Annotated in this window: 24 protein-coding genes, 2 tRNA genes and 1 other RNA gene; 13 read left to right on the top strand and 14 right to left on the bottom strand. The window is 37.4% G+C overall.

Annotated features, from left to right (window positions below; genetic code table 11):
* Positions 1–106 precede the first annotated feature (106 nt).
* Together fad_RS06500 and fad_RS06495 are read left to right on the top strand one after the other, a co-directional pair.
* Positions 107–838, top strand: coding sequence for a hypothetical protein (locus fad_RS06500; protein ID WP_081142796.1), 732 nt, complete (start codon positions 107–109; stop codon positions 836–838).
* A 491-nt stretch (positions 839–1329) separates the two neighbouring features.
* Positions 1330–1414: transfer RNA gene (locus tag fad_RS06495), tRNA-Leu, on the top strand.
* Positions 1415–1600: 186 nt separating this feature from the next.
* Here fad_RS06495 and fad_RS06490 read toward each other — a convergent pair.
* The 3 genes from fad_RS06490 to fad_RS06480 all read right to left on the bottom strand — a co-directional run bounded on the left by fad_RS06490 (position 1601) and on the right by fad_RS06480 (position 3608).
* Positions 1601–2734: an HD domain-containing protein gene (locus tag fad_RS06490; RefSeq protein WP_196795584.1), complete on the bottom strand. Its 1134-nt coding sequence runs from the start codon at positions 2732–2734 to the stop codon at positions 1601–1603.
* Between the two features lie 12 nt (positions 2735–2746).
* Positions 2747–3050: signal recognition particle sRNA (gene ffs, locus fad_RS06485), an RNA gene on the bottom strand.
* 33 nt (positions 3051–3083) lie between these two features.
* Positions 3084–3608 carry an NTP transferase domain-containing protein gene (locus tag fad_RS06480; RefSeq protein WP_081142793.1) on the bottom strand — a complete coding sequence of 175 codons (525 nt, stop codon included), beginning with the start codon at positions 3606–3608 and terminating at the stop codon, positions 3084–3086.
* Positions 3609–3799: 191 nt separating this feature from the next.
* Between fad_RS06480 and fad_RS06475 the strand changes: the two genes are divergently transcribed.
* Positions 3800–4000, top strand: coding sequence for a hypothetical protein (locus tag fad_RS06475; RefSeq protein ID WP_009886417.1), 201 nt, complete (start codon positions 3800–3802; stop codon positions 3998–4000).
* A gap of 86 nt (positions 4001–4086) precedes the next feature.
* Entirely contained in the window at positions 4087–4677 is a 591-nt protein-coding gene (locus tag fad_RS06470; RefSeq protein ID WP_081142791.1) for a class I SAM-dependent methyltransferase, read from the top strand.
* On the opposite strand, the gene fad_RS06465 is transcribed toward fad_RS06470, so the two are convergent.
* From fad_RS06465 to fad_RS09320, 4 genes are read right to left on the bottom strand one after another with little or no spacing between them, the layout of a single operon-like run.
* Positions 4678–6123, bottom strand: coding sequence for a menaquinone biosynthesis decarboxylase (locus fad_RS06465; protein ID WP_081142790.1), 1446 nt, complete (start codon positions 6121–6123; stop codon positions 4678–4680).
* Positions 6124–6153: 30 nt separating this feature from the next.
* Positions 6154–6987, bottom strand: a complete 834-nt coding sequence (locus tag fad_RS06460; protein WP_009886414.1) for a hypothetical protein — start codon at positions 6985–6987, stop codon at positions 6154–6156.
* Between the two features lie 25 nt (positions 6988–7012).
* Positions 7013–7321 (bottom strand): winged helix-turn-helix transcriptional regulator, encoded by a 309-nt coding sequence (locus fad_RS06455; RefSeq protein WP_009886413.1) that lies wholly within the window; start codon positions 7319–7321, stop codon positions 7013–7015.
* A complete protein-coding gene (locus tag fad_RS09320; RefSeq protein WP_155951136.1) occupies positions 7311–7559 on the bottom strand; it encodes a hypothetical protein in 249 nt (82 codons plus the stop codon). Before fad_RS09320 ends, fad_RS06455 begins: the two co-directional genes overlap by 11 nt.
* A 91-nt stretch (positions 7560–7650) precedes the next feature.
* Here fad_RS09320 and fad_RS06450 point away from each other — a divergent pair, with 91 nt between their 5' ends.
* The 3 genes from fad_RS06450 (at position 7651) to fad_RS09405 (ending at position 9695) form a co-directional block, all read left to right on the top strand.
* On the top strand, positions 7651–7863 hold the full coding sequence (locus fad_RS06450) for a hypothetical protein (RefSeq protein WP_081142787.1): 213 nt from the start codon (positions 7651–7653) through the stop codon (positions 7861–7863).
* 262 nt (positions 7864–8125) lie between these two features.
* Positions 8126–8857: a hypothetical protein gene (locus fad_RS06445; protein ID WP_081142785.1), complete on the top strand. Its 732-nt coding sequence runs from the start codon at positions 8126–8128 to the stop codon at positions 8855–8857.
* Between the two features lie 673 nt (positions 8858–9530).
* Complete coding sequence (locus fad_RS09405; RefSeq protein ID WP_196795583.1) at positions 9531–9695, top strand: hypothetical protein; 165 nt, start codon at positions 9531–9533, stop codon at positions 9693–9695.
* A gap of 629 nt (positions 9696–10324) precedes the next feature.
* Here fad_RS09405 and fad_RS09315 read toward each other — a convergent pair.
* Positions 10325–10501: a hypothetical protein gene (locus fad_RS09315; protein WP_155951135.1), complete on the bottom strand. Its 177-nt coding sequence runs from the start codon at positions 10499–10501 to the stop codon at positions 10325–10327.
* Positions 10502–10894: 393 nt separating this feature from the next.
* On the opposite strand from fad_RS09315, the gene fad_RS06440 reads away from it, so the two are divergent.
* Positions 10895–11227, top strand: coding sequence for a hypothetical protein (locus tag fad_RS06440; protein WP_081142783.1), 333 nt, complete (start codon positions 10895–10897; stop codon positions 11225–11227).
* 449 nt (positions 11228–11676) lie between these two features.
* Here the strand turns inward: fad_RS06440 and fad_RS06435 are convergent.
* From fad_RS06435 to fad_RS06420, 4 genes are all read right to left on the bottom strand, one after another.
* Positions 11677–11749 (bottom strand) — tRNA-Thr (locus tag fad_RS06435).
* Positions 11740–12900 carry a DUF1015 family protein gene (locus fad_RS06430; RefSeq protein ID WP_009886406.1) on the bottom strand — a complete coding sequence of 387 codons (1161 nt, stop codon included), beginning with the start codon at positions 12898–12900 and terminating at the stop codon, positions 11740–11742. The genes fad_RS06435 and fad_RS06430 overlap by 10 nt, the downstream gene beginning before the upstream one ends.
* Positions 12897–13745: a deoxyribonuclease IV gene (locus fad_RS06425; protein ID WP_019841384.1), complete on the bottom strand. Its 849-nt coding sequence runs from the start codon at positions 13743–13745 to the stop codon at positions 12897–12899. The genes fad_RS06430 and fad_RS06425 overlap by 4 nt, the downstream gene beginning before the upstream one ends.
* Positions 13729–14442, bottom strand: a complete 714-nt coding sequence (locus fad_RS06420; RefSeq protein ID WP_019841382.1) for a TrmB family transcriptional regulator — start codon at positions 14440–14442, stop codon at positions 13729–13731. Before fad_RS06420 ends, fad_RS06425 begins: the two co-directional genes overlap by 17 nt.
* 259 nt (positions 14443–14701) lie before the next feature.
* Between fad_RS06420 and coaBC the strand changes: the two genes are divergently transcribed.
* The 4 genes from coaBC to fad_RS06400 all read left to right on the top strand — a co-directional run bounded on the left by coaBC (position 14702) and on the right by fad_RS06400 (position 19130).
* Positions 14702–15919: a bifunctional phosphopantothenoylcysteine decarboxylase/phosphopantothenate--cysteine ligase CoaBC gene (coaBC, locus tag fad_RS06415; RefSeq protein WP_081142781.1), complete on the top strand. Its 1218-nt coding sequence runs from the start codon at positions 14702–14704 to the stop codon at positions 15917–15919.
* A 45-nt stretch (positions 15920–15964) separates the two neighbouring features.
* Entirely contained in the window at positions 15965–17017 is a 1053-nt protein-coding gene (locus fad_RS06410) for a Y-family DNA polymerase (protein ID WP_081142779.1), read from the top strand.
* Entirely contained in the window at positions 16992–17585 is a 594-nt protein-coding gene (locus tag fad_RS06405; protein WP_081142777.1) for a DUF309 domain-containing protein, read from the top strand. Before fad_RS06410 ends, fad_RS06405 begins: the two co-directional genes overlap by 26 nt.
* A gap of 96 nt (positions 17586–17681) precedes the next feature.
* Entirely contained in the window at positions 17682–19130 is a 1449-nt protein-coding gene (locus fad_RS06400; protein WP_081142775.1) for an MFS transporter, read from the top strand.
* Between the two features lie 7 nt (positions 19131–19137).
* Here fad_RS06400 and fad_RS06395 read toward each other — a convergent pair whose 3' ends face one another.
* A complete protein-coding gene (locus fad_RS06395) occupies positions 19138–20775 on the bottom strand; it encodes an AMP-binding protein (protein ID WP_081142773.1) in 1638 nt (545 codons plus the stop codon).
* Positions 20776–20939: 164 nt separating this feature from the next.
* Between fad_RS06395 and fad_RS06390 the strand changes: the two genes are divergently transcribed.
* Entirely contained in the window at positions 20940–22397 is a 1458-nt protein-coding gene (locus tag fad_RS06390) for a 4-hydroxyphenylacetate 3-hydroxylase family protein (RefSeq protein ID WP_081142772.1), read from the top strand.
* Between the two features lie 80 nt (positions 22398–22477).
* Here fad_RS06390 and fad_RS06385 read toward each other — a convergent pair whose 3' ends face one another.
* Positions 22478–23245, bottom strand: coding sequence for a crotonase/enoyl-CoA hydratase family protein (locus fad_RS06385; protein WP_081142770.1), 768 nt, complete (start codon positions 23243–23245; stop codon positions 22478–22480).
* Positions 23246–23322 lie beyond the last annotated feature (77 nt).

Raw genomic sequence — 23322 nt, 5'->3', positions numbered from 1 at the left:
TTTTTCATTAATTTCAAATAAGTAATATATAAATTTAATTTATTAATAAATTATTTACTAATACTATCATCGTAATATATATATATATTCATGTATTAATATCATTGTGAATAAAAAGAAGGTAATAATAGGTGTATTAATGGCAGCAATATTTGTAATGCTCGCATTTATTCCTGCGGCAGATAATATGCATACAGCTCAAAGCAGTATAGCAATACCACAGCAGGGTAAAGCATATCAATTGAATAATCAGGCTACTCCATATTTGCTTTTAAATCATCCAAATATAACAATAAACACAGTAAAATTACGCGATGGGTTTATGATCTCAACTTTCATAAACGGTTCATTATCATCGTGGGTTATTTATCAGAACAATATTCAGGCAGGAAGAGTTAATATCATAGCATTTAACGATGGAAATTTCTCATTTTATTCCCACAATGTTAATGAAAACAATACAACGGGTGCAGTAAATACCAGCAATATGACCAATCATACTGAGGCAAGTATAGCTGCTACCTATTCACCAGGAGATGCGAAGTTCAGTGTAGGATGGGATGGCTGGGCGATAAGCTTTTCACACTCCGAACTTTGCGAAATAGTGACAGCATTAAATGCGGGAAATGCTGTATCATCTATAATCGCACTTATTACTGGATTCAGTGGGATAGGTGCTGCAATAGCCGCAATACCTACTGTCGCATCAATAATTATGGGGTTAGGAGCTATAGGATTATCCGACCTTGCACATAAATGCGGTAATGGAGCTTGGATGGGGACAAATATTTTTGCCCATCCAGAAGTTGGTTGTAATCCCGTCCCGTACGGTTATTAAGGTAAATAATATGAATAGACATTTAGAACCATTTAAAAATTTACCGTTAAGCATTAGAATTATTTATTATGTTCTACTTATTTATGGATTTATATCCCTCTTTGTATATTTTTATTTGATTTATATGGGAGACGCTGGCAAATATGTATCAATTCTTACTATAAATCGGTGGATATTGACAATTAGCGTGGCACTGGCTGTGTTATACCGTATAATGAGAAAGTAGTTTAAACTACATTTTCAACCTAAATTGTTTAAATTTATTCCCGCTGTGCCTGTATAATTGGAATAAATCTGAATACAGTATATATTGACTAATTCATAAAGTTGTTAATTACAAAATTATATGGTAGTGGCACATACATATTAATTGTGAAACGTACTATTATTCATGACAGTGTGTACATAGAAACCCAATCCGGATATAAATGGTATCGGCTTTTTAATGAAAATTTGATTAAAGTTAATATATCTAAAAATAATACCCAAGGGCAGAGGTTACCGAGTTAGGACAAAGGCGCTAGATTAAGGGTCTAGTCTCGAAGGAGTTCGCGGGTTCAAATCCCGTCCTCTGCATAATTATAAGAGTTGTTGCATGGAATTAATTTTCCGGTGTTTTTTTAAAGCTATAAAGATTGCATTTAGACTGGCTGCGCTCTTCATGCCTGAAGAAAACCTATGACACGGTTATAAGAGCCATATTTCATAAAACATTAAGCATAAATATTCTAAAAGGCCTGAAAATGTAATTTTTTGTGGAAATCATATGCATTTTAATAATTTCCTTATTTTATCATATGACTTTTCTGAAGCGGACACTATCAGTTGCTTATTCTCCATCTCACCTGACAATGCCATTGCCATTGATGACACATTGTTTATGTTTTCCATTTTGCCCCTGTAATACACTTTCGCATAATTTTTTATCCTGCTGCTGCCCGCAAAATACAGTGGCGGAATGATATCAACAATATATTCATGTTCCTGGAAATCCTGCAGCAGTGAGTTTATATTTTTCTCAGCTCCCTCTGTGTAGGCTCCCCTGTAAGCAACCTTGAACAGATTGCGATTCATTATGCTTCTAACCAGTTCCGAAGAATTTCCCTTTTCCAGTTTATTAATGAACTGGTAATCTGTCATTTTCATGTCATCACTGTTCTTTTCATTATTTTCAAGATATGCATATCCAAGCATTTTCTGTGCAATTCTACAGGTTTTGTGGAAATAAACTGTATTGAACATCAATATCCTGGTTATTATTATGGATTCTATCGTCGGAATTGATTTTTCCACTCCAACCAGGTCTGTTCCTTCCACAATTAATGTATTGAAAAGCCTTTTATAATCGATCTGTCCCATTGTTACCCCGCAGAATAAAGCATCCCTCCTGAGGTAATCTATCTCATCCACATCTATTGGCCCGCTAACCATTGTTGAAAACAAAGGATATTTTTTAGAAGAACCTGTTGCCACTTCCGCTATTTCCCAGGGATTATATCCATATTTTTCAAGAATATCAGGAATGGTGCTATCACCGTATGGCCCCTTTCCCAGAATAACATCCTTTGTCATATCCTCATGCACTTTTCCGTAAAGCCCGTAAAATTCATTTTCCAACCCATGGCTAAACGGCATGTGGCCTATATCGTGCAGTAGGGCTGCAATTGCCGGTATCTCATCTTTCACTCCAAGGCTCTCTGAAAGCTCATGGGCCATAAACATTGCACCGACGGAGTGTTCAAACCGTGTATGGTTTGCGCCAGGGAATACGAGGTTGCAGAGTCCAAGTTGTTTTATATATCTTAGTCTCTGGAAGTAGCGGGAATCCACAATTTCGCTAAAGAGCCCCTCAATCTTTACCGGTCCATTTACAGGGTCCTGAATAATTTTATACATAAATAACCATAATACTGGACACATCTGGTTCAGACCAGGTGTTTTGGTAGCGTCCTCCACTTCCTCTCCTCCCCGCACCCTCTCAGCATCGATGGTTCGGAATACCGGTGTTCCCTTCCGGGCCTGGCGGGGTTTTCCCGACAGATTGTATATGCATCATCCTTTGAAGTTGCATATGCAAACCCCCGATCCAAAAGGACAGAGACTCTACGATTTCATGAAGACTGCCAAAGGCCTGGTTGCCCTCACCAGACAGTCGCCCCCGCATTTCGGCACGGGTCACAGGGAGTGCCTAGCTCCCCGGTCTAGTCCAGTAATACTCGAATGTGTACATGTTAAAAAAATTTTGCTATTTTTCAAATCTATGTAACGCTTTTTTGTAGTCATCAGGACAATTAAGGTTAAAAAAATCATCCCTTAATATCTCTATATTTTTATATGGGAGATTTCCTGTTTCCGGTTTTTTAAAAAACATGGAAATTCCGGATAATTTATTATTAACAATTAGTGTTGCAATTGCAGTGTCCAGGGAAGATGCGCTTGTAACGAAATCGTGTATCATATCAGGCTTGATTATAACATCAGACGGAACAATTAATACAGGCAACGAGCACGTTTTTATGGCATAATTGAGGTCAAGCGCATAATCGCCCTGCCCCATTATTGTTCTTAAAGAATGATACCCATCAAGAAATCTGGTGTTTTCACTTATGCAAAGGCTTATGTTAAAATTTAGATTTTGCAGGATTTTAATAATAGCATCAATAACTTTCTCTCCATTTACTTTCAGGAGCATTTTTTCCGCTGTGCCCATCCTGCTGCCTTTCCCACCAGCCATTATAATTGCATCCACCTGTGTATATTGCCTATCCATAATTTAATTTTGCTGGAGTATCTCTTATTTACCACTCTTATCCAATTTCATCTGCAAATTTTTTGAAACAAAGCATCAAATCATTCTAATATTATCACTATGCCCTGCTTAGATACCTGGAATTGCTAGCAGTGAATTAAAGCTTCGTGGAATAATTTATATAATATACAAATATATATAATTGAATATATATGGCTGATGTAAAGTTCTGCCCCTCCGAGGCTCATATACAGGTTAAAAAGGGATTGATAAGAAGGTCCAGCACACAGGAAAACTATCCTATGGAACGGTTATACGTTCAGGATATAGTGGAAGGTGCAGTATCCTATAGGGCAGTAGGGTGGCTGTGCGATAAATGCAAATACGTAGAAATCGATGGCACACCAAAATAACAAAACCACAATTATTCAGAAAATATATATAATAATATATTAACACTAATAAGAAAATTTATAATTCCTGTTCACAATACCATAACATGAAAGATTATTATCTGGAAGGTGAAGAAAAGTTCGGATTTTTCACAACGTCGTTTTACAATCGTGTTGCCTGGAGGCTTTTAAAAAAATTATATAGCTTTGCCCTGGATGAAATGAAGGATATGGAACCGTCGTCTATACTGGATATCGGTGCAGGCCCGGGTAAACTGTCATTAATGGTATCACAAAAATTTCCCCATGCAGAGTTTTTTGCCATAGACCCATCATTAAATATGGTAAAGGCGGAGCAGAAGAATTTTGAAAAAGCCGGCATAAAGGCATCATGCAAGCCCGGAAGCAGCAGGGATATTCCATTTGACAATAAATTTGACCTTATATATACAACACTGTCATTCCACCACTGGCAGGATAGAGATAGCAATATCAAGTACATACTTTCAAAATTAGCCGATAATGGAACATTTTTAATAATAGAATTTATGCAGGAGTATTACAAATCTTCCATGTCACTGCACGGAAAACATTCTATTTCAAAAAAATACGCAGAATCATTGAACTTCGATGGGTATGAGCGTGAAATAAATACTTCTGGAGAGTTTATCTCACTTAAATTCAAAAAAGTTTCCTGATCAGTTATGTGGCTGTTCAAGCTTTTTGAGCAATTCATCTGCCTTTCTTTCTATTTCCGGTGTCATTGATAATGTGTCTGGCCACGGCCTGTTATAATTTTCAGCTGGTGATTTTTTTGTTGCGTCTATGCCCATCTTTGAACCCAGGTTAAATAGCCTTGCCGGGTGGTCAAGCGAATCTGTCGGGGTATTTGGAACCATAAAAACATCGTTAACCGGATCGATTCTGGTAGTCATTGCCCACATAACCTGTTTCATGTCATGTACATCCACATCATCATCAACTACAACAACAATTTTTGTGAACATCATCTGCCCGGTGCCCCATATGGCAAACATAACCTTCTTAGCCTGTCCGGGATACCTTTTTTTAATTGATACAACTATCATGTTGCTTACTACAGTTTCTTCAGGTATGTTCATATCAACAATTTCAGGTATCTGTATCTGAATTAACGGTAGAAACATCTTTTCTATTGCTTTTCCAATCCTTACATCCTCATGCCATAGTTTCCCAACTATTGTGGTGGAATAAACCGGTTCTAATTTCTGTACAACTTTCTTTACATGGAATACTGGAAAAGCTTCTTCAAGTGAATAATAGCCTGTATGGTCCCCAAATGGCCCCTCAATCCTTGTTTCAGAAGGGTCTATATAACCTTCAAGCACAATCTGCGAACTTCTTGGGTATTCCATGTTAACTGTTTCGCCTTTTATAAGCTCAAGGTGTTTCTTTGCAAGTATTCCTCTGAAAGAAAATTCATCAATTCCATTGGGTAGTGGAGCTATTGAAGAGAAGAATGTAAGAGGGTCAACGCCTATTGCAACAGCAACGTCCATTATTTTACCCTCGTTTCTGTATTTGTCCATATGCTCTGCACCGCCTTTATGTATGTGCCAGTGCATGCCAACAGTTTCATCATCGTATACCTGCATTCTGTAAGTTCCAACATTCCTCGTTCCTGTATCCGGGTCTTTGGTCATGACAACAGGCATTGTTATATAGCGGCCACCATCTCCCGGCCAGTTCTTTGTTATTGGATAATCGGATAAATGCGGCTCTACAACTTCAAATTCAGAATTTTTCCTGTTATAAACCTTGGGCTTTATTCCACTCATTTCCTTCAGCATTTCAAGCCCGCGTGATATCATGGACTCGGTATCATCAGGTATTCTCACCAGATTCTTTAGTTTGAGGCCGATATTATACGGCGTATCACCCAGTATAGCCTCTATTTTCTTATCTGATGAAAATATATTTCCTATTACGGGCATCTTTGACCCCTTAACATTGTTGAATAGCATGGTTCTCTTCTTGCCTATGCGTTCCTCCTCGCTCAGTATATATGTAAGTTCCAGTTCAGGATCGACTTCTTCGTTTACCCTTACCAGGTCGCCGTTACTTTCCTGATATTTTATAAATTCTTTCAGGTCATCAAATGTCATAGTTACTGATGCCCTGATTAAATATAATTTTTATCTCATAAAATGTATTCTTGGTTTTATTACAGAATCATAAAATTTCATTATAGACTGGATAACGAATAATATTCCTGTAATTAATGCCAGGATTCCCGCAATTATGAGCACTCCAGAAATAGAATCGCCAAGTGCTGCAGGGAGTGCCACAACATTGTAAGAAACCATGGACGCGCCTGTAATAATTAATCCTATGCCAAAGATAAATATTGCGAGTGGTTTTGCAGAACTGGTAAGAAAATCCGATATCATTGCAGAGGGTTTGAAGATAAATCCAAGGATGAGAAGAATTTCCATCACTATAAAAGCCTGTGCCCACAGGGCTGAATTCAGGTAGGATGTGCCGAATACAAAAATATATGGTGCAAGCGGGTAACCGATCAATCCAATATATGCAAGCATTGCCGCGATTATAATCATTATCCTCGAAATTAATTCGTCATCCTTAAAGAAATAATATAGATACCCGAAAGCAAGTGAAACAAACCCCAGAATAGCTGGAATTATTGTGCTCCCTATGCTAATTGACAATAGAAGTTCAGAAATAAAAATCAATGAAAATAAAATCAGAGACATAAATATGAACCTATCCGTAATATCAAACTTGCCTGAACTATAAATGCTGAGTATTATGGCCGCATAGAAAATATCGAATATAATAACAATAATGTCACCAACTTTAAACAAACCACTATGGTGGGTAGTTAATGTATATATTGTATTTATCAGGGAAGCAGCTATAAAGAATCCAATTGATATGAGCAAAAGCAATCTTGATATGCTATTTAGCCTCTCCCTTGAATTTTCGTTATAATACGAATTACCTGACATATAAAGCTAAACAAAAAAGGCATATTTAGTTTTTCCTATTCTTATTGAGGGATTCAATAGTATCAAGCGGGTCTATCATTGCCTTCCCCTTATCGGTAAGGTAATACATCACACGTACCGGCTTAGATGAAATAATGTTTTTCCCTATTATACCCTCAGTGGAAAGCTTCCCTAATGCCTCAGTCAATGCCTTTGGCGTAATATTTTCCATAGAATTTGATATTTCGCTATATCCTGAACTCCCGTTAATTGATAAATATTTTATTATAAGGGGCTCCCATTTTCCCCTGAGCGGCCTTAAAGCAATGCTCAGCGGGCAATCATCAGTTTTCATTTTTCTCCCTCTGCTGGTATCTGGCCACCAGCCCATTCTCCAGTATATCCATGCTCGCCACATAATGCTTTCCATTCACATTGAAAGCCACACTGACAGCCCATTTCTTTAGCCCGGAATAATAAAATACATCTAAAATTTCAACATTTTCAGCTGGAATATTCTCCATTTTTGTTATCTGTTCGACTATAGTACTCTTTAAATCTTCCATACGATCTATGGTTAATTTAAACTCCATAATCAATAATGCATTCTATTATTATAAGGGTTTTTCAATTTTTAAGCAACAATATAAGCAAGTATTTTATATTTTTTATATATCCATTCCAATGGAAGACCGCAATACAGCCGCCGCATTTATCAGGGAATACATATATCATAATTATGAGGGCGTTGAAAACATAAGGATAAGGGAAATGAAATTTGATAAATATACAGGAAACTGGACTTCCCACACAAGTTTCAATGACATTGACAGGAGCTATGAAATTGCAATAGTTTTCAATAAGGATAAAATAATATTTGTTAAAGAATTTATATGATGGAACTATTTTAGCGGCAGCTAGCTACAAAGTACCAGGTTAAATGGAAAAGTCAGGCAACACAAATATGAATCAGCTGTGTATGAGTAAAATCTCTGCATGTTAATTCTCAATCATTATTTCAGCAGGAAGTTTATAGTTATTAATAATTCTGTATATCTGAGATGGTATGTTTCTTTAACTGCAATAGAATTGCTTTATCTATAAATTATTTACTTATATAATTACCGATATATATATATATTCATGTGTTAATACTACTATGAATAAAAAGAAGGTTATAATAGGTGTAGTAATGGCAGCGATATTTATAATGATGGTCTTTGTTCCTGTAGCAGACAATACGAATACAGCACAAATCAATACAGCAATACCACAGCAGGTTACAGCATGTCAATTGAATAATCAGGCTACTCCACATTTTCTTTTAAATCACCCCAATATAACAATAAATATGGTAAAATTGCAGGACGGATTTATGATCTCAACTTTCATAAACGGTTCATTATCATCATGGGTTATTTATCAGAACAATATTCAGGCAGGAAGAGTTAATATCATAGCATTTAACGATGGAAATTTCTCATTTTATTCCCACAATGTTAATGAAAGCAATATGACAGGTGCAGTAAATACCAGCAATATGGCTAACCATACACAGGCAAGTATAGCTGCTACTTATACACCGGGAGACGCAAAGTACAGTACAGGACTCTTTGGTTGGGCGGCAAGTTTTTCGCCTTCTGAACTCGAGTTGCTATCCATAGCATTAGGTAGTGGAGCGACCGTGGCAGGCGTAATTGCATTTTTTACCACAGGAACAATAGTGGGTATTCCATTAGCTGCTATACCAGCTGTCGCAGCTGCAATTATGGGGGTAGGGAGTGTAGCAATAGGCATTCTTGCATATGAGTGCGGTAATGGAGGTTATATTGGGACAACATGGTTTGGTTCTCCAGAATTTGGTTGTAACCCGGTTCCATGGGGTTTCTGAGGCAAAAATATGAATATACATATAGAAACTTTTAAAAATTTTCCATTAAAACTTAGAATTATTGGCTATATTCTACTTACCGATGCATTTGCGAATTTCTTGACAATTTTTATGATATATACTGGCAAATTACCATTTAAATACATGATAATTACCGGTATAAATGCAACGGTATTGGGAATATGCGCGTTTTTCTTTGCGGAATACCGTATAAAGAAAAATATGCGTAATAGGAATAAACCCTAATACCTTATTCATTTATTAGCTCTTTATCTATATTATTACAGTAAGCGGGAAGGCTCAACTCTTTACAGTAGATCAAAAGTTATCCCTCGAGCGCCTGTTTGGATCAACTAATTTATTTACTTGTCCCAGAGCTAAATTGTTTTTCAACAAAATACTTCGATATTATATAGGGAAAACTCTATGGTTTTGGCATCATAAAAATATATCGTATATGCGCATATAAATATAATTAATTTTTCTCACAATTTTTATCCTTAAATTTCTTTAGCAGGTTCTGATCTTGTAAAATTTTTTCCAGGAGATTTACGATTATTTTATTTCTGCATGGCACTGGCTTTTTTCCAATATAATCTATCTGAATAGAGCCTTAAAAAATTCGTCTCCAAAAGTCCATATACGCTTATATACAATAATTGGATATATTTTTATGATTTCTTTAAAATTCAAGGAAATGTTTTATGTTGATTACAGCTTGGCTTATGCAATAATAAAACAGTATGGTATTACCGATAAGGATAAAGAAAAAATAGAAAAAATGAACATGGATCCAGGCGTTAGAAAAGCAATATATGAAATCCTGAAAATAGCATGATTTACTATTCCGCTCTTGCCGAATCATCAGCATTAATATTAACAATATACTTCATAATTTCATGTATATTTTTGAATAATGATACACGTAAAGTAAGGCTAACAGCATATCATAATTATTTTATCCTTAATTTTTTCTTTTTGTGCTATCTATTATAACCGCTATACTTGGTCTGTGGTATTCTATTATTATTTTTATATTATCTGCTATTTTCCTTGGATTTTCCATTGACAAGCTCTTTAAAATGCTTATAAAGGAAACACCTAATTAGCTTTATTATTCGTTTTTATTTCTCACCATCCCTGGCTTCTGTGTTAATCTTACACGCTCTGATTTTGTATCTCGTTCTACTCCATATATTGCCATTACTATCCTATGGATACAGAAGGATTTAACCTTTTAGTGGTAAGCCACCGGCGAGATTTGAACTCGCGACCTGCTGATTACGAATCACAATTAGATACTTGTATGGACAGGCAAAATTGAGTAAGGGAAAACATGTGGATTATGGGTATGAAACTGTGTCGACCCACTATTACACATATTGCAATTCGTTAATCACCCATGCAACTCGCGCTTTAAGCATCGGTTTATTTCACTACTGATTATTTGTGTTGCCTGATGTTTATTTAAGATTTTCTTTCGTTTACTACCCTGTAATAATTTGTCTTGGCAACATTAAGTATTGGACCCTTGAGTGTAATGGTTCTTTTCGACCCAACAAGCTCAGGTTTAAGTTTCGATCTCTGTTTTATATTAAATCCATCTGACATATCTCTCTTTATATTTCTTATTCTTCTGGCCATTTATTCACTTCGTTATCAAATCTACTCGATATACACATCAATATGCATTAATCAAATAAACCTTACCATTGCTTTATACAGTTTACACATCCCAGAATTACTATTATGCGAATGCGTCTTTGCATTATTTAATACAATTAATGCATTGTAATTTTATTAAAATTGCTATGTAAATATACCTTCATAAGGTTTTTCATTAGAAATCACATAAAAATTTATTGCGATATAGACATGTTATGAAGAAGATTACTATATGGTTTCTTTATAAGATAAAAAACTATGTTTTTATCTATTTACATAAGGTTTATATCTATCAAGATAATATTTGGATAGATATAAAATGCATTATGGAATAAATAACTATAGCAATTTGCTAATTAGAGGGTGCAAGAAATGAGTGCAATCGATATAGCTTGGATGGTAGGAGGAATTGGTGTGTTATTTTTGACCTTTCTTCTTATAGAGATTGAAAGTGATGGAATTCAAAGTAAGTTAAGGGCAGCGGCTGGTTTTGGATTTATAATTGGCATAGTGTATATTTTAGCAATGGATGTAATGTTTGTCCCTGGTAATAAACAATATGCACAAATTCATGGTATTGCATATACACCAATGCCATTTGTGGAATCAACACTACCAGGTATTATATTGATTGTAATTGCAATAATTTGTGTGATACTCTCCTTTGATAAAATACGCAGTCATACAAAAAATGTTGTAGGATGAGATAATTATTCCTTAAAAATGTTGCTTCGTATTTTTAAACACGAAGCATACAATCATGCAATGTATTTATGTTGTGAACACTTTTACACGGCGTAAAAACGAGGATTTCACATGTTTTCAATATAATAATATTCAAATATGTTTATATATATTGTCATAGCATGGAGATTTTACAAGATAGAAAATAAGGATTATATATGATGGTGGGGAATCTCATTTAAACAGACGTTCTGATAATCATAAATGTGGAGAAAATTAAAAAAATTTGTGGGCTATGTATTAGGTAAGACTCTTTACGGGAAAAATCACAAAGTAATTCAATGTGATTAGATTGAAAATAGTAAAGATACGAATGGTATTGCATAAGGAAGTTTAAAGGAAAGTAAAATTATCAATCATATCAAAAATAATACAGTGCAATATACAAAAAACTCACTAATATGTTGATTAGCCATCGGCGAGATTTGAACTCGCGACCTGCTGATTACGAATCAGCCACTCTTCCTGCTGAGCTACGATGGCTTGAGGTAAATAGCAATTCCTGATGGGATTTTTGGATAAAAATATGTTGATTTCTGCGGGAATATTACGCCATCCAGAGCCATTTTCAGGAAAACATCCTTCTGCCATGGCGGTATTATAATGGCAAAGTCGCATTCATGCATATCCACCGCATTTATGGCATCTGTGGTATTATATATATACCCTATTTTTGTTTGCATGTTACTTTTGTTAATTCCCAGCACTTCCCCGAATAATATCTTATTTACTATTTCAGTGGATACTTCATACTTGCTATCCATTACCTGGTCAATTGCATATTTTTTAGGTACAAGCTTATAGAAAAGCCCCCTGCTATAAACACGAATATTATTATCTTCCACTATTGTACGTTCAACAGTTACGTCAAATAAATTTTCTATTTTAGGGATATTCTCCTCAAAGTTGGTCCTGTAGACAAGCCTGTCTACTCCACCAATCATTAATCCATTGTCATATATTGAAGTTATATATGCCATGGCATAATTCCAGAAACTGTCTCCTGTTTCCTTTTTTAAATCCTTTATTGCCTGTGTACGGTGGTGCCCATCCGCAACTATCCCCTGGTCATTCTTTATGGAATCTTTCAGTTTTTCTATTTTTTCCTGGTCTTCCAGAAAATAAACATAATTTTCCACTCCACTCGGCTCCTCAAATTTGAATTTTTCCTCAAGGTTGCTGGCAAATCTCCTGACCATTTTATCAAACCCATTATCTGGCACAACAATGAAAATTGGCTCCGGCTCCCCGTTCAGTGAGATCATTACATTTTTTCTTTCCAGAACCTGTTTTTCAAATGTACTTTCATGTGCTTTCAGGCTACTATCTATTTCCGCAAGCGATATGATGCCGTACCTTGTAATAATTTCCTTATTAATGTAAAATACCTGTTTCAATATTATTATAATATCTTTCCCGTAAGGGTAGATAACATTATCGCCAATCCATTTTTTGATGAGTTTTTCCGGTGTTAAACTGGAATTTCCATACTCCGGAAGGCTTAATGCTGTAATGTTATACTTTGCAGCCCGGAGCTTTTTTTCCTGTTCAATTGTTATTGTGTCGAATGGAGGCGATACTGAATCTACTATGTTTCCTGAGAATATATACGGTTTGAATTCTTTAATATTCATTGCACCACCAGCAAGCTCTTCAATTTTTCCATATTTCCTGAATAATGTTCATCTCCACCGGGAGTTTCCATAATCATAGGTATATTATTGAATGTCCTGTCATTTATTATGTTTGAAAATCCAGCATCTCCTATGTATCCATTCCCAATATTTTCGTGCCTGTCTTTTTTAGAGCCAATATCAAACATTGAATCATTGATATGCAATGCGCCTATATGGCCTGTAATACCATTGGATCTCAGTGAATCAATAGATTCTTTGTAGCCATTTTTCAAATCATAACCCCCAGCAAAGAAATGGCATGTATCCAGGCATATGCCTATCTTATTTTTTGACAAATCCAGCATTTTTCCCATCTCTTCCGATGTTGCTGGAACCGTGTTTCCTTTGCCAGATGAATTTTCTATAAGCATTGTCACATTTCCTGTTTCCAGTGAATTTAACAATTCCATAATCGAATTTAATGCAATCTCCCTGTTGCTATTGGAACCTGGGTGCAGTACCAGCCTGTCAACTCCAATTCTATTGCATACCTCTATCTCATATTTTATGTCATCCATAGACTTCTCAACCAGTTCGCGGTTTTCTGAACCGAGGTTTAAAAGATATGTGGCGTGTACAACCGGTTTTGCCATATGGAATTTCTTTACTCCATCCCTGAAATTTTCCACCTCTTCTTCAGTAACAGGCTTATATTTCCACTGGAGGTTGCTTTTAACAAATATCTGGAATGTATTGAACCCAAAGGCAGCAGCCCTCTCCGGTGAAAGCCCGATACTTCCTGCTATTGATACATGCCCTCCAACTAATTTATCAAAATCACCAAAATCACATTTTGACTTCATCATTCATCATCATGTTAATAAATTGCAGTACGTGCAGGGAGAGTATAGGGTTATCGGTGTAACCGCAGGCATCCAGATCCGCTCCTGCCAGCATTGCACGTGAATCGTCGCTTGCAACATCTGTTGCTATGAGCCCTTCTTTTCTATGCACCTCTGTGTTGTGCGGAACCCTCTTATTCGGCGGTGTAATAAAAACCACTTTTACACCCCTTTTAAGGGCATTATCGATATTTTTCTTTAACTCACTCCTTATTTCCCTTATTCTCGGTGTTGCAATAAGAATTTCACGCTCTGTCAAATCGAACATCTCGGCCATTTTATTCATTACCTTTGACCTTCCATAAATTGTGAAAACAAGTTGCGGGTCTCCCTTGGATGGAAGCACGTCCTGCAGTTCCCTCAAATCATCAAACAGTTTGTTGACGCTGTTTATGAAGTTTTCCCTGATTTTCCCCATATCTTCAGGTTTAAACATTCTGGGGCGCCCCTCTGTTTCCCTGGCAAACCCCCGTGAAACAAGCGATTCCATTACTTTATATGCAGAAGTTCTGGGAATCCCGGCCGTATCCGCAATAGTATCAGCGTTTGCCACACCATGATATACTAATGAGGCAAAGGCCTGTGCTTCATAGGACGACAGCCCAAGGATTTTAAGCATATTTGCAGTTTTCATAATATGTTCTGGATTAGCTTCCATAACTAATTAATGCTTTATTAATTTAAAACATTTTCCTTTTACCACTAAATAACAGCAATATTTAATCCGGAAAAATTAATTCTTTAGAATATGAATAGGCCATTTAATGGCAATATTTTAACGATACACCGGGATAATTTAAGCATAATTATGCCACAGGTATATACACAATAAAATCCTTTGATTTCAGTAATATTCCGTGATAAAATCAATAATATGAATAGATAAAAGATATAAAACATGAAATACTATTAAAAATATGAATTACATAGAATCACATTTTGAGAATATGCTATCCGGCAAAAAAATCATAATAGCAAGTTCTGCAAGCATTTCCATATACCGTATTCCTGACCTTATAAGAGACCTCAAGCGTGAAGGTGCTTCTGTTGTATCTGCAATGAGCCAGCAGGCTGTTTCCATGATAGGGCAAACAATAATGGAATGGGCTACCGGAAATCCTGTGGTTACTCAAATAACAGGAAATATAGAACATATATCAATGTTTGATGAAAATACAATACTCCTTGTGGCACCTGCATCATATAATACCATAGGAAAAATGGCCAATGGGATATCCGATAGCATCCCTTCCCTATTTTTTTCCTATGCACTGGGCCATGGAAATAAAATAGTTGTTGTGCCTGCAATGCACAGGGATATGTTTGAAAATCCTGTCAATAAGGAAAATATTGAGAAATTAAAAAAACTCGGAGTTCTGGTTGTTGATCCGGAATTCGATGAAACAAAGGCAAAGATAGCAGACAATGACCGGATAATTGATTACGTTTGCAGGTCTATTTATGGCAATGCCCTGAATGGCAAGAATGTTCTGATAATTTCAGGCAGGAGCGAGCTGGCAATTGATCCTGTAAGGGTAATCACAAACAGGTCATCGGGATATACAGGCTACTGGCTGGCCCGAAATGCTTTCAGGCTCGGTGCCTCAATAATTACCTATGTAGGAAATTCCGAATATAACATTCCCGGCTATGCAACATATATGGAAAAATACAATCTCCGTGATATAATTGTAGAAATAAACACATATATCAGCGTGAATAAATATGATTACATAATTATGCCCATGGCATTAATGGATTTTGACATGAAGGAAAGCAAAACAAAACTTGATAGCGGGGCAGATCAGAACCTGGTTTTAACACCACGCCCTAAAGTCAGGGACAGGATAAGGCAAATGGCTCTGGGTGCAGTGCTTGTTCTGTTTAATCTTGAAAGCGAAAAATCCTATAATAGCAAGAAATTTGAGAAATCAGATCCAGATATGGTGGTGCTTAACAGCTTTGATAAAAAGCCATTCGGGGATACTAAAAACGATTACACAATTATTTCAAAGGGCAGGAAAGAAGAAATAGAGAACGCAGACAAGGCTACAATCTCCCTGGAGATATACAACAGGATAAAGGATATGACACGCGATTCTGGAGAACCCGGGATGAATTCACTTGTACTTTGAATATTAAATGGCAAAAATTAAATTCAAAGTATTCATATAATATTTATGCCCTTCATCATATTCATTGATTTTGATTATTTTTATGCACAGGTGGAGGAAATAATGGATCCGTCTATAAAGGATAAGCCTGTGGTAGTATGCGTTTATTCCGGCAGAACAGAAAATAGCGGAGCTGTCGCCACATCCAATTATATTGCAAGGTCCATTGGAATTAAATCTGGCATGCCTTTGCCACAGGCAATGAATATAGGAAAGGATAAAGCTGTATTCATACCTATCAGGAAGGATTTTTATAAGGAATTTTCAGACAGGGTTATGAATACAATATCAACCTATTCAGACAAAATGGAAATAGCCAGTATTGACGAAGCTTACCTGGATGTAACCGGTGAGTGCACTACGTTCCAGGATGCAGTTAAACTTGGAGAAGAAATAAAGGAAGAGATATTCAAAGAATACGGTATGAAAGTTTCCGCAGGTATATCAATTAATAAGGCCATAGCAAAGATTCTCGGTGACATGGCGAAACCTGATGGGTTAAAATATATCGACGAATCAATGGTTGAGGAATTTCTCAATACCCTGGAGGTAAAAAAAATACCCGGCATCGGATCGATCCTGTCAAAAAAATTAAACGATGCTGGCATAAAATATTTGAAAGATATACTTGGTGCAAACCGCCAGGCAATGATAGAAATACTTGGCAATGCCAGATATAATTATCTGGTTGAAATCGCTGAGAACCGTTATAATAGCCCTGTTGAAGAAAGAATAAGAAAAAATTACGGGCGTTATATAACACTCCCGGAAAACACAAGGGACACAAATATAATAATGCCACTGCTCCGGAAAGCCGTTGATTCCGCATTCAGCAAAGCGCCAGGGCTTCCGGGCGAGATATCTGCTATCGGGATAATGGAAGACCTTAATATTGTTTCCCGCTCTTATACAGGCGGAAGGATAAGCCTGGAGAGCGCATACGGTATTGCCACCGGCTTAATGGGAAAAATACTGGAAGCAGACAGCAGAAAATTAAGGCGTATAGGCGTAAGGATTGGAAAAATGAGCTCAAATGAAAGCCTTGATAATTTCTTCTGAGGGGATAGGTAATATGCAGGAATACTGGAATCCGGGAAGATATATTAACATATATAATATGCGCATGGACAGGCTTAAGAGAGACTCCTTATTCATGAAATTAAAAGAAAATGATCCATTCGTGTATGATTTAAGGGTAGAGAATGGCATGGTAGAACTTTCTTATTTCCTGAATATCAATAAATATACAACAAATGCCATGGGAAAATATTTTTTTACCTCTGATATAAATTATCTTCAGGAAATAAGGTCATTCGATTTTGCAGTATACCTTATGGAAGGTGAGCGCTACTGGGAGGCACATGAGGTACTGGAAAATAACTGGAAGAACAGCTCCGGAATAGAAAAACTGACCTATCAATACATTATTCTACTGTGTGCAGCAGGAGTGCACATGCAAAGGGGGCATGATTCAGTATGCAGGAATATAATTCTAAGGGCAAATAAAATGAAAATCCTGAATACAATGGGCAAGCTTGATATTTCAGGCATGCGGAATGAAAAGTCGAAAAATCCATACGCAGAATTAAGCGATCTAGTTTTTCATTACAGTTTACAAAACCCTTAAATTTCATGTATAAATCACCGTTCTGTTTCATAAGCCTATTTAAACAGGGATTGGCACTCCCGCTGCAGTGACCCGACTGCAAGAAGTGATAATAAGATGGATAAAGTAGAGGATAAAAAACGTACGTATATTCTTGTCAGTGTTTTAATAGGAATGTTGATGTCGGCAATAGATACAACAATAGTTATACTGGCATTGCCCACACTTACAGTTGACCTCCATGCCCCTTTTATTAATACCATATGGGTTATACTGGTGTATCTTCTTGTTCTGGCTACATTGACAACACAGATGGGCAAGCTAGGCGATATATTTGGAAGAGGCAGGATATTTAATGTAGGGTTTATCATTTTTATAATAGGTTCAGCAATGTCAGGAGCCTCCCCTACTATTGACTTCCTCATTTTTTCACGTATAATACAGGGATTCGGCGCAGTACTGCTTCAGGCTAACAGCAACGCCATAATTGCAGATTATTTTCCAGCCCGTGAAAGGGGTAGGGCATTTGGCATTACCAGCATGGGATGGAGCATCGGCGGGGTCCTTGGAATTGTCCTTGGTGGAATTATAACCACTTTCATAGGATGGAGATATATATTTTATATAAATGTGCCAATAGGCCTCATAGGGTTTTACATAGCATCAAAGTACATAAAAGATAATAAAAAATCCAGTACAAAGATTGATTATACAGGAACGGCTTTAATTGTGGCCATGCTGGGGCTCATATCATATGGTGCCATTGAGGTGGCTTCAGTTGGCGCAAATTATTTTAATCTTGCACTGGTAATAATAGGGCTTATAATAATAATTCCCTTTGCCATTCTTGAAAAACGCTCAAAGAGCCCTGTTATAGATACACGGGTTTTCCAGAACAGAAAATTATCCATGTCCCTTGCTGCTGCTACACTCCAGGCAATAGGCTTTTTATCAGTAATTTTTATTCTTATAATGTATTTGCAGGGCGTAAGGGGATTGACACCATTTTACGCTTCCCTGGTTCTGGTTCCAGGCTATCTTCTATCCAGTTTTCTGTCACCTAAGATGGGCAAGCTTTCAGACAGGATTGCACCAGGGATGCTTGCCGGAACAGGCATATTATTAATGGCCGCAGGAATAGTTGTTTACCTGTTCCTTGGCGTATCGACACCGATATATGTGGTAATAGCAGGGTCTATAATAACCGGGTTTGGCGGGTCCATGTTCTGGCCATCAAACACAAGCTCTGTCATGTCCAATTCGCCGAAACAGCTTTATGGATCCTCTTCCGGGTTGTTGAGGACGCTTACAAATATAGGCACATTGATGAGCTATGTCATTGCCATTACAGTAGCTGCATCCACAGTTCCACGGTATGTTACATTCGAAGTCTTCCTCGGCGTTGACAAACTTCAGGGCGGGTTATCCAGCAAGTTCATAGTAGGGTTGCATTACGCCCTTCTTGTTTCCATGATTGTTCTGGTTATGGGGGCCCTCATGTCATATATGACCGTGGCAAGAAAGAAGAAGGCAGCTTCAGTTGAAACCAACTCAGGAGATAAATAATTTTAATTTATTTTTCCCTCTCCTGGAGTTTTCTCCAGTCAACTTTACCCGTTGCAGTTTTCGGCAACGATTCTATGAATTCAACTATTCTTGGATATTTATAACCACCTATTTCCTTTTTAGCCCATTCAACTATTTCCATTTCAGAGATTTTCTTGTTTCTTCCTGGCTCCCTAAGAACAACATAAGCCTTGACCTCTTCTCCATTTCTTGGATCAGGCGTGCCGACCACACAGGCTTCCAGTATATCCGGATGTTTTAGCATTAAGCTATCCACCTGGGCTGGCCACACTTTGAAGCCCGCACGGTTTATCATTCTTTTTAGCCTGTCAACAACAAAAAATGAGCCTTCATTGTCCATATATCCAATATCTCCGGTTCTCAGGTATTTTTGCCCATCGATATCTACAAAAGCCTGCATGGTATCAAGTGGCTTATTTAAATATCCGGTGAACAGGCTTGGCCCCCTGACCACTATCTCGCCTGTGCCTTCCTCTACAGGGGTTCCGGTTTCTGTGGAAATTATTTTTGCATCATAGCCAAATTGCGGTATTCCAATGCACTGCAATTTCCTGTGTTCCGGCGGATTTATGTGTGTTTGTCCCATGGTTTCTGTCATTCCATAGCCTTCTACAAAAGGAATATGAAATAAATCTTCCATCTTCTCTGCAAGGATTTCTGGCATTGCTGCACCCCCGCCACCGATAAAACGCATGGAGGAGAAATCTCTATTTTCAAGGTTCTTCTGGTTCAGCAGGTCAACTATCATCGGGGCTACAGATACAAAATGGGTTACCCTGTATTTTTCAATTGCTTCTATTGCCGCCTCGCTATTCCATCTTGTTAATATTGCAATTGTTGCGCCGGAGTACACTGGAGACAGCATCGAAAATGAGAGCCCTGTAACGTGGAAAAATGGTGCTGCTCCCAGCTCAATTGCCGACGAAGTAAGCCTCCTCCATATGGAAGCTCCTATTGCATTGGATATCACCGATCTGTTTGTATGGACACATCCCTTAGGAATTCCTGTTGTACCTGATGTATATGCTATCAATGCCTCGGCGTCAGCCCCCGACTCAACATGCCCGGCATCAGGGCGATTTTCCACCGCTTCGCTCCATGGTACGCCTCTTATATCCAGATCAGAAAGTACAAATTCGGGAACAGGGATATCGAGCTCTTTAATGTAATCCTTGAGCAGGCCGCATATTACAGGAATATTGAATTTTTCATGGAGGTCCCATGGCACCTTTAAAAGTTCAGCCGTGGTAATTACCATTTTTAAATTCGTATCTCTTGCAATATACTCTGCAGTTTCCATATCCAGTGCCGGGCTCATCAAAACAATTGTGGCTCCGGATCTTGATATGGCAAAAAATGAAATTATAAACTGGGGGGAATTCTGCATCATTATTCCGATTCTATCTCCTTTTCCAAACCCCATCATTTTTATATATGTAGAAAGATTTTTTACGTTCTGCCATAGCTCCCTGTATTTTATTCTATTTCCATAATATACCAATGCATTTTTATTCCCGTATAATCTGGATGGGCTTTCCAGCATTTCCCATATGTCCATTTCAGGATAATCTATTGTAAAAGGTAGATAGTAGGGCCAGATATCAAACCATTTCTTTTTTTCCATGGTTATTATAAAATTAAACTATATTTAAATCTGACGCTCTTCCTGTAAATGAAAAATAGGTATGATACCTGCTGGCTGCAAAAACATTATTATAAGATATATATCATTTTAATAGACTATAGTTTCCCCGGATAAAATTAAATAAGGCATCATTATAAATTATTATGTTAATGAGTGTGGAAAGCTATAAGAATAGCCTCAATGATGGAAGAGCTGTATATTACCGTGGAAAGAGTGTGGAAAATGTGGCTGCACATCCTGCCCTTGGAGTTCCTGTCAGCCATGCATCCGGCATCTACCGGCTTCAGCAGGACAGCAAATATGAAAATATAATGTGTTTTACAGACAAAAAATCGGGAAAGGCAAGTATATTCTATAAAATACCGCAGAATACGGAAGACCTGGTTGTACGGCATAAATTAATATATGAAACTACCAGGCTTGGCAGGGGGCAATTCAACATAGTAAAAGCCATCGGGTCAGATGCCCTTTTTGCCCTTATGTATGTTTCCAGGAGGATAGACAGTAAATATAAAACAGATTATTATAACCGGGTAATGGCCTTTTACAGGTATGTAGTTGAAAAAGACCTGAGCCTTTCGCTGGCACAGACCGACATGAAGGGGAATCGCTCATTAAGGCCATCGGAACAGGAAGACCCGGACATGTACGTACACATAGTAAAGAGGGATAAAAATGGAATATATGTTTCAGGAGCCAAGGCACATACAACCCAATCCATAGCATCAAATGAAATTGTAGTGATTCCTACGAGAAACATGACAGAAGCTGATAAAGATTACGCTGTTGCTTTTGCCGTACCTGCAAACACCAAGGGGATTACTATGATTGCCCGCCCCCTGAAAGAAACTGAAACAACAATGGATGATTCCCTGTCGGTGATAGGCAGGGAAAATATAGAAGTTGAAACCATAACAATATTCGACAACGTATTCATTCCAATGGAGCGCGTATTTTTGAATGGTGAATATGATTTTGCAGGGCTCCTGGCCATGATGTTCCCCACTTTCCACAGATTCACTGCAATATCTTACAGGGCTGCAATGGCAGATTTCCTCATTGGCACAGGTAAACTGCTAGCTTCATATAATGGAGTTGATGATAAATCAAACATAAGGAGAAACCTTGCAGTGCTTATAAGCTATAAGGAGACATTAAAGGCAACAGCTATAGCTTCCTCATATAGCTGTACATATGATAAGCAGGCTTCTCTTGCAATACCGGATATAATCTTTACAAATGTGGGAAAATTATTCGCAAACGAGAATTATACTGATGTTGTAAAGAATATAGTTGACATAGCCGGAGGGCTGGTTGCTACTATGCCTTCCTACGAGGATTTTGAAAATAGCAATGAGAAATCCTCTCTGATGAAATACCTTGCAGGAAGAAAGAAAGAAGAAACAATGGAACGTGTAAGGCTATTCCAGACACTAAGAGAATTTATATCGTCTCTGGGGAGCCTCTATCTGGCAGGAATGATTCATGCAGAAGGTTCCATTGAGGCAAGTACTATGGAACTCTGCAGGTCATATGATTACTCTTCAAGTATCGATCTGGCGAAATTTGCCTCAGGGATCAATGATAAACTGGAAAAGTAACTGCGGCTATTTATAGCGCCATGTCCCGTATACTATTCTGAACTTCCCGGGTTTCCAGTGCTATATCAATATATCATTTTTTACAATTTATCTATTTTTCCGTGCCTTCCGTTACCTGCAATAAACTTTTGCGCACCATCTTCAACTATTCCACTATCTATGGTTTTCTTCCCATATTCTGCTTCTATTCTCAATCCCTCGCAAAGAGGCCTAGATAACCCTTCAAGCAGGGCTAAACGATCGTTCAGCATTGTAACGGCAGGATACGAATCCATAAGTTTTGCTATTTCCATGGCTTTATCAAGGCTTTTTCCATGTTCTGTTACGTAGTTTACAAGCCCTATAGACTTTGCCTCATCAGCAGATACCAGCTTGCCGGTTAAAATCATGTCCAGTGCCCTACCCATGCCTATTATCAATGGAAGCCTCTGAGTCCCACCATCTATCAATGGCACCCCGAAGCGCCTTTCCAGAAATCCAATCATTGAATCAGCATCAGCAATCCTTATATCAGCTGTCAGTGCCATTTCAAGCCCTCCGGCTACGCAATACCCTGATATTGCAGCTATTACAGGTTTTACAATTTTCATTCTCGTAAAGCCCATAGGCCCGTTTTCCCCGAGAACTTCCTGAGACATTGCCTTTGCATCGTTCAGGTCAGCACCTGCAGAAAATATGCCATTTTCACCTGTAATAATGGCTATGTGCTGTTCAGTATCTATATTAAAATCAAGAAAAGCATTCTCAAGCATCTTTGAAGTTTTATAATCCACAGCATTTCTACGGTTATACCTGTTTATGGAAATAATAGTTATATGCCCATGCTTTTTAATATTTATTTCACCCATAAATATTCAACATAAAGAATTTAATATTAATTTAACTATTTCGAAAAATATAGAGTTTTAAAAAGCCTTTTATATTC

The organism is Ferroplasma acidiphilum (assembly GCF_002078355.1).
Lineage (GTDB): Archaea > Thermoplasmatota > Thermoplasmata > Thermoplasmatales > Thermoplasmataceae > Ferroplasma > Ferroplasma acidiphilum.
Note: the sequence above shows the minus strand (reverse complement) of the source record. Positions and strands in the feature narration are given on the sequence as shown.